This window comes from Asticcacaulis sp., from assembly GCF_051954415.1.
Classification (GTDB): domain Bacteria; phylum Pseudomonadota; class Alphaproteobacteria; order Caulobacterales; family Caulobacteraceae; genus Asticcacaulis.
The window spans coordinates 96907-103069 of the sequence record NZ_JBQCHT010000008.1 but is presented as its reverse complement, the minus strand read 5'-3'; the positions used below and the strand labels follow the sequence as shown (position 1 = coordinate 103069).

Genomic DNA, 6163 nt, shown 5'->3' with positions numbered 1-6163 from the left:
AGGGCGGTCTTGGGCATGGGCAGGTCTTCGACGGCCTCAAGCACGCGGTCGGCAAAGGCCCGCAGCCGCATCCGCCGTTGTTCAAGCGGCGAAAGGTCGGCGGTGATGTCGTCAAAACTGTCCATCAGGGGATGATGGGGGTGTTTTTAGGTGAGGGGATAAAATGAAAAAAAATTAGCAACAAAAAGCTTAGATTAAACGGCCAATTTTAGATGCTTGGTAGGTGAATTAATTTCCTCCAACAATTCTGGTGATAAAAGTGTCTCATTGTCTTCAATAAATCGATAATCTAGATCGAATTTTGAATATAAAGCGCGATTGCAACGCAGTAATTCGCTATAAAATATGTATTTTGCGATTGGAATTTTAGATGTGTGCGTTTCGCCGGCGTCAATAATGGCGCTAATCAATTCTTTAGAATATTTTTTATCTTGCAAAAGGATCTTTGAAATGTAATTTAATGTTAATTCTTCGTTTTTATGTTTTATTGAATCTGATATATATCTAAGAGTGCCATTTTTATGTAAAATAAAGGAGATGAATATGGCGGCTGTATAGTGGTCAGCTTCCTCCTTTGATATCTTCGTATCGGAAAAAGTTTTTTGAGTTATTTTATGTATGAATTCATCGTTTGATGTTTCATTAGGATTTAAAGAAAATAATTTGCTCATTGCTCTTGAGGCAATTTTTTGAGCCTTCCTGTCGGATACTTCTCTGTAAATTTTATAGACAATTGAGGATATTGCGCTAAGCAAATATATTGCGGCTATAACGGGAATAAAATCTTCCATATTTAAGCCTCCATATCCTTTATTCTTCTCAGTTGTAAAGCTGATGCGAAGTAAAATAGAATTACTCCCAAGAATATATAATCAGCTCCTAATAAGTATTTTACATAAGCCGGGCGATAGTCTTTTTCATCGATTCCACATTGAGTGATTCCAACAAAGAGACCTAAGCAAAGGATTGCTCCTAATATCGACGATCCGCCGAAAAAATCCAATGCGTTTCCGAGTGGCCTTTGATCAAGCTTACTTTCCGCCCAAGCTAATCCTGAGGAGATGCCCAGAGCTATGCCGCATAAGAGCATTTCTTTCACCACTGCCGCCATAGTGGTGTATTTAAGCGACAATAAATTTGGAATGATGTAGATTCGAATTGAAGTGGCTGTCGAAGAATTTGCAATGTCCACGTTCATAAGGGTCCAGAACAATGGAAAGGCCGCAACAACAAACCCAATTAAACTAATCCAAAATGAGCCCATAAAGCATTTGGAAAAAAATCGCTTTCGCTTCCCCACAGTAGCATCTCGCGTTTTCAACTGAAGCCCATCGTTTAAGGATTGTGCTTTTCAACTTACTATTGAGTACGTTCTGGTGAATTAATGTCAAGTTTCTTTTGTGAGAACAATAAGCCGATTGTATTGGTCTCGCTGCAGAATCGTCGCTTCTTCCCTCTTCCCCCAAGTCTTTCCTCCCGCTATATCCACCCTATGACAAACACTGCTTCTCCTCTCGATTCCGGCCGTGTGGCCGATCCATCCAAGTTTATCCAGGGCCGCACCGGGCCTTGGGAAATCGTCATGGGCCTGGAGGTCCATGCCCAGGTCGCTTCCAACACCAAGCTGTTTTCCGGCGCCAAGGTCGGCTTCGGCGCGGGGCCCAACGAACAGGTCTCGCTGGTTGACGCTGCCATGCCGGGCATGTTGCCCGTGCTGAACAAATACTGCGTGGAGCAGGCTGTGAAGACCGGCCTCGGCCTGAAAGCCGAGATCAACAAGTTCTCGCGCTTCGACCGCAAGAACTACTTCTATCCTGACCTGCCGCAGGGCTATCAGATTTCGCAGCTCTTCCACCCGATCGTGGGCGAGGGCGAGGTGCTGGTGGAACGCGATGACGGCACCAGCTTTACCGTGCGCATCGAGCGGCTGCACCTGGAGCAGGATGCCGGCAAGTCGATCCACGATCTCGATCCCAACGCGACCTATGTCGACCTGAACCGCGCCGGCACCGCGCTGATGGAGATCGTCTCCAAGCCGGACCTGCGCTCTTCGGACGAGGCGGTGGCCTATTTCAAGAAGCTGCGCACCATCCTGGTCTATCTGGGTACCTGCGACGGCGACATGGAAAAGGGCAATATGCGCGCCGACTGCAACGTCTCCGTGCGCCGTCCGGGTGAAAAGTTCGGCACGCGCTGCGAGATCAAGAACGTCAACTCGTTCCGCTTCATGCAGCAGGCGATCGAGTTCGAGGCGCGCCGCCAGATCGAGATCCTGGAAGACGGCGGCGTAATCGAGCAGGAAACGCGGCTGTTCGACGCCGTGAAGGTCGAGACGCGCTCGATGCGCTCCAAGGAAGAGGCGCACGACTATCGCTATTTCCCCGATCCCGACCTGTTGCCGGTGGAACTGGAAGAGGCGTGGATCGAGGATATCCGCAAGCATCTGGTGGAACTGCCCGACGACAAGAAGGCGCGTTTTATCTCGCAGTACGGCCTGTCGGCTTACGATGCACAGGTGCTGATCAGCGAGCAGGCGCGGGCGGACTACTACGAAGCCGCCGCGAAGGGCCGTGATGCCAAGCTGGTGGCCAACTGGGTGACCAACGAACTGCTGGCGCGCCTGGCCAAGGACGGTCACGAGATCGTCGATTCCCCGCTGCCGCCGGCCCATATCGCCGGTCTGGTGGAGCTGATCGAAACCAATGTCATTTCCTCCAAGATTGCCAAGACGGTCTTCGAGCACATGTGGGAAGGCAAGGGGATCATGACCCCGGCCGAGATCGTGGAACAGCACGGCCTCAAGCAGGTGACCGATACCGGTGCGATTGAGAAGGCGGTGGACGAGATCATCGCCGCCAATCCGGACAAGGCCGCCGAAGTGGCTGCCAAGCCCCAGGCGCTGGGCTGGTTTGTCGGCCAGGTCATGAAGGCCACCGGCGGCAAGGCCAATCCGGCGGCGGTCAATGAACTGTTGAAGGCGAAGCTGGGGGTTTAAGGGGAAGAGACCCTCCTAGAGGGGGAACTGACGAAAGTCATATTAGTGACTTTTGGCAGAGGGGGTAACCGCCATCGGTTGTTACCCCTTCGTCAGCGACTACGCGCTGACACCTCCCCTCCAAGAGGGGAGGATATTAGAAATTGAAGCCCCCGGTCGTGAGATCGGGGGCTTTTTGTTACTTGCTCATTTCGGAGGACGACATGGGCGCCATCGCATCCGACGACATGGACGAGGACGACATGGCCATATTGTCGCTGCTGGCCATAGGCGCCATGGCGTCGGCGGAAGAGGACGACATTTCAGACATGGCATTGTCGCTTTTCGGCGGGGCGGAACAGGCTGTGAGGGCGGCGAAGGTCAGGGCGAGAGCGGCAAAAGCGAGCGTGCGTTGCATGGGGATTTCCTCAGATGGGGTTGGCGACAGCCGTGCGCTGTCATCAGGGATACGCGGCAGGTGCGGCGGCGGTTACAGGGGCGCTTTTTAATTTGCCTTAATCTGGTGCAATCGCGGCGCGAAGAGGTATAGTGCGGTAAAGCGGAGGGGACAGATGGACAGTGCCTTAAGTCTGGCGGGGGTGAGCAAGCGCTTCGGCGATTTCGAGGCGGTGCGCGATCTCAGTTTCGAGGTGAAGCGCGGCACGATCTGCGGCTTCCTGGGGCCGAACGGGGCGGGCAAGACCTCCAGCGTGCGCATGATGCTGGGGCTTTCGGAACCTACCGCCGGACGGATCACCATACTCGGCAAGGCGCCGGGCCAGGCGCTGGAGCGTATCGGCTTCATGCCAGAGGAACGCGGGCTTTACCGCAAGATGACGGCGATCGATGTGATCGTCTTCCTGGCGGGTTTAAAGGGCGTCAAAGCCTCGGTGGCGCGGCAGCGGGGCCGGGCCATGCTGGAGGCGCAGGGGCTGGGCGCTTTCGCAGGCAAGCAGATACGGTCGCTCAGCAAGGGCATGTCGCAGAAGGTGCAGCTTATCTCCTGCCTGGTACATGAGCCGGAACTGGTGATCCTCGATGAGCCGTTTTCCGGGCTCGATCCGGTGAACCAGCAGGGGCTGGAACAGGTGATCCGCGAACTGGCGAAGCGGGGCGCGACGGTGCTTTTTTCCACCCATGTGATGCAGCACGCCGAGCGCCTGTGCGAGCAGGTGGTACTGCTGGCCAAGGGGCAAAAGGTCTTTGAAGGCACGCTGAAAGAGGCCAGGGCCGCGGCGCCGCGACATCTCGATCTGGAGGGGGCGTTGAGCGAGGCCGAGCTTCTGGGCCTGCCGGGGATTGCCTCGGTCGTCGATATGGGGGCGGCCGGAGAGGGCGCGCACCTGTGGCAGTGCCATTTGCAGGCGGGGCATACGGCCAATGAGGCACTGAAGGCGGCCTTCCTGCGTGGGCTGGACGTGAGGCGCTTCGAGGCGAAGGAACCCAGCCTGCACGAGGCGTTCATCGTCTTGACCGGAGGCAATCATGAATAAGACCTTCCTGATTGCCCGGCGGGAATACCTCGCCTTTGTGCGCACGGTCGGTTTCTGGCTGTCCATGCTGACCCTGCCGCTGATCATCGGCGGCAGTATTTTCATTCCCTTGTTGATGCGCCATTCCGCGCCGGTGGAGACAGTGGCGGTGCTCGATCTGACCGGCGACCATATCGAAGGCGCGGTGGTCGAGGCCATTCGCACCCATATGCCGAAGCCGGGCGCGGACGGCCTGCTGGAAAGCGGTGGCTTGCAGCCGGTGGCCCTGCCGGCGGGGCTGTCGCCGGATATGTCGGTTGCGGCGGCCGAGGCGAAGATGCCGCAGGCGCTGGCGGCGGGGCCGGCCAGCACGATTATTTTGGCGACGGACAGCGGCGATAAGCTGCACTTCCGGCTCTGGTCGGTGGATGGCCACAAGGGCCGGGTGGAGGACCAGATCCTGTGGGATCTGCACGGCCTGCAATATTACAAGCTGGCGGGGATGCACGGCATAGATCACGGTCTGGCGCATGACATGCGCGAGTCGCGTGCCGATATTATCAGCCTGACGCCGGCCAGCGCGGCGGGGCCGAAAAAGGACGATCTGGCCGCCGGCGTGCGAGAAAATGGTGGCAAGTTCATCGGCATCGCCATCAGCTATCTGACCTGGATCGCCATCTTCTCGTCGTCCATGATCCTGCTGGGCTCGGTGATCGAGGAAAAGGCTAGCAAGGTGCTGGAAGTACTGCTGGCCTCGGCTTCGGCTGAAAGTCTGCTGATTGGCAAGGTGCTGGCCGTGGCGGCGGTACTGATGACGGTCTGGGGGCTGTGGGGGCTGACGGCGTTCGGCCTGGCGTCCTTCGGCATCAGCAACCTGCCGCCGGAGACAGTGCACGATGTGATGGGCGCGCTGGCCGCCGTTTTCAGTCCTCTGCATATTGTCCTGCTGCTGGCCTATTTCCTGGGCGGCTATCTGATGTTCGGCGTGTTTTTCGCGGCGATCGGGGCCTTCTGCGAAACCCAGAAGGATGCCCAGGCGATCATCGGGCCGATGACCATGATCATGATGATCCCCATGATCACCATGCAGGTGGCCTTTACCTCGCCGGACCTGCCGATGCTGAAATACATGTCGTGGTTCCCGCTGTTCACGCCCTTCCTGATGCCGCTGCGGCTGTCGCAGGGGCTGCCGTGGTACGAGATCGCCGGAACGCTCGCCGGCATGGGCGTGGTGGGGCTGATCATGATCAGTGTCGGCCGGCGGGCCTTCAAGGTGGGGGCGCTGACCGGCGGCAAGCTGAGCTGGGGCGCCCTGTTCCGCATTGCCACGCAGAAGTCGGCTAATGGATAGACAAAACCCCCGGTGCTGAGGCGCCGGGGGTTTTTCTCATCTGCCGGCCTGTGGGGGGGATAAGGCCGGAAGATATGAGTGGCAGCTAACAGGTACGGCTTATTGGCCGGCGCTGGAGGTGCTGCTGGATTCGCTGCTCGAAGAAGTGGCCGTCACGGTGCCGTCGGCGGCGACCGAGGTGGAGGTCGATTCCGAGGCGGAAGCGGTGGTCGAGGCATCGGCCGAAACGCTGGTCGATGTTGTGGTGGTGGCCGTTGTGGCGGTGGCGTCGGCGGCAGGGGTTTCCTGGGCGATGGAGATCAGCGGGGCAACGCCGAGGGCAGCGACAAAACCAGCGGCGGCGATGATGCGAACGGAAGCTTTCAT

General features: G+C 57.1%; 7 protein-coding genes. 3 read left to right on the top strand and 4 right to left on the bottom strand.

Features of this window, described 5'->3' with window-relative positions; all coding sequences use genetic code 11:
• Window positions 1-194: 194 nt before the first annotated feature.
• Both ACTHND_RS02840 and ACTHND_RS02835 read right to left on the bottom strand, forming a co-directional pair.
• Window positions 195-791 (bottom strand): hypothetical protein, encoded by a 597-nt coding sequence (locus ACTHND_RS02840; protein ID WP_440175779.1) that lies wholly within the window; start codon window positions 789-791, stop codon window positions 195-197.
• 2 nt (window positions 792-793) lie between these two features.
• Entirely contained in the window at window positions 794-1321 is a 528-nt protein-coding gene (locus ACTHND_RS02835; RefSeq protein WP_440175778.1) for a hypothetical protein, read from the bottom strand.
• A 171-nt stretch (window positions 1322-1492) separates the two neighbouring features.
• On the opposite strand from ACTHND_RS02835, the gene gatB reads away from it, so the two are divergent.
• Window positions 1493-2995, top strand: a complete 1503-nt coding sequence (gene gatB, locus ACTHND_RS02830; RefSeq protein ID WP_440175777.1) for an Asp-tRNA(Asn)/Glu-tRNA(Gln) amidotransferase subunit GatB — start codon at window positions 1493-1495, stop codon at window positions 2993-2995.
• 178 nt (window positions 2996-3173) lie between these two features.
• Here the strand turns inward: gatB and ACTHND_RS02825 are convergent, their stop codons facing one another.
• Window positions 3174-3392, bottom strand: a complete 219-nt coding sequence (locus ACTHND_RS02825; RefSeq protein ID WP_440175776.1) for a hypothetical protein — start codon at window positions 3390-3392, stop codon at window positions 3174-3176.
• Window positions 3393-3546: 154 nt separating this feature from the next.
• Between ACTHND_RS02825 and ACTHND_RS02820 the strand changes: the two genes are divergently transcribed.
• Complete coding sequence (locus ACTHND_RS02820) at window positions 3547-4467, top strand: ABC transporter ATP-binding protein (protein ID WP_440175775.1); 921 nt, start codon at window positions 3547-3549, stop codon at window positions 4465-4467.
• Window positions 4460-5797: an ABC transporter permease gene (locus ACTHND_RS02815; protein WP_440175774.1), complete on the top strand. Its 1338-nt coding sequence runs from the start codon at window positions 4460-4462 to the stop codon at window positions 5795-5797. The genes ACTHND_RS02820 and ACTHND_RS02815 overlap by 8 nt, the downstream gene beginning before the upstream one ends.
• A 99-nt stretch (window positions 5798-5896) precedes the next feature.
• On the opposite strand, the gene ACTHND_RS02810 is transcribed toward ACTHND_RS02815, so the two are convergent.
• On the bottom strand, window positions 5897-6163 hold the full coding sequence (locus ACTHND_RS02810) for a hypothetical protein (RefSeq protein WP_440175773.1): 267 nt from the start codon (window positions 6161-6163) through the stop codon (window positions 5897-5899).

Excerpts from the sequence above, each read along its gene's own strand:
- ACTHND_RS02840 (WP_440175779.1), bottom strand. The coding sequence starts at position 791 with ATGGAAGATTTTATTCCCGTTATAGCCGCAATATATTTGCTTAGCGCA.
- gatB (WP_440175777.1), top strand. The coding sequence starts at position 1,493 with ATGACAAACACTGCTTCTCCTCTCGATTCCGGCCGTGTGGCCGATCCA.
- ACTHND_RS02825 (WP_440175776.1), bottom strand. The coding sequence starts at position 3,392 with ATGCAACGCACGCTCGCTTTTGCCGCTCTCGCCCTGACCTTCGCCGCC.
- ACTHND_RS02820 (WP_440175775.1), top strand. The coding sequence starts at position 3,547 with ATGGACAGTGCCTTAAGTCTGGCGGGGGTGAGCAAGCGCTTCGGCGAT.
- ACTHND_RS02815 (WP_440175774.1), top strand. The coding sequence starts at position 4,460 with ATGAATAAGACCTTCCTGATTGCCCGGCGGGAATACCTCGCCTTTGTG.
- ACTHND_RS02810 (WP_440175773.1), bottom strand. The coding sequence starts at position 6,163 with ATGAAAGCTTCCGTTCGCATCATCGCCGCCGCTGGTTTTGTCGCTGCC.